Below are 218 nucleotides of genomic sequence, written 5' to 3'. Positions count from 1 at the left end.
GTCGTCTTCCTCGAGAACGAGCTGATGTACGGCCGGTCGTTCGAGGTGCCCAAGCTGGACGATTACGTCCTGCCGATCGGCAAGGCGCGGATCATGCGCGAGGGCAAGCACGTCACTTTGGTCAGCTATTCGATCGGCGTCGGCCTTGCGCTCGAAGCCGCCGAGACGCTGGCGGGCGAGGGCATCGAGGCGGAGGTCATCGACCTGCGCACGCTGCG

The 218-nt window shown here is 65.6% G+C and carries 1 protein-coding gene; it reads left to right on the top strand.

All coding sequences use genetic code 11. The annotated features are described in order from the left end of the window. Window positions 1–218 (top strand): transketolase C-terminal domain-containing protein (locus B2515_RS04035; RefSeq protein WP_293873978.1); only part of this gene is annotated, 218 nt, incomplete at both ends.

The sequence above is a fragment of the Sphingomonas sp. UBA978 genome, assembly GCF_002292295.1.
In the GTDB taxonomy this organism is placed as follows: Bacteria; Pseudomonadota; Alphaproteobacteria; order Sphingomonadales; family Sphingomonadaceae; genus Sphingomonas.
Note: the sequence above shows the minus strand (reverse complement) of the source record. Positions and strands in the feature narration are given on the sequence as shown.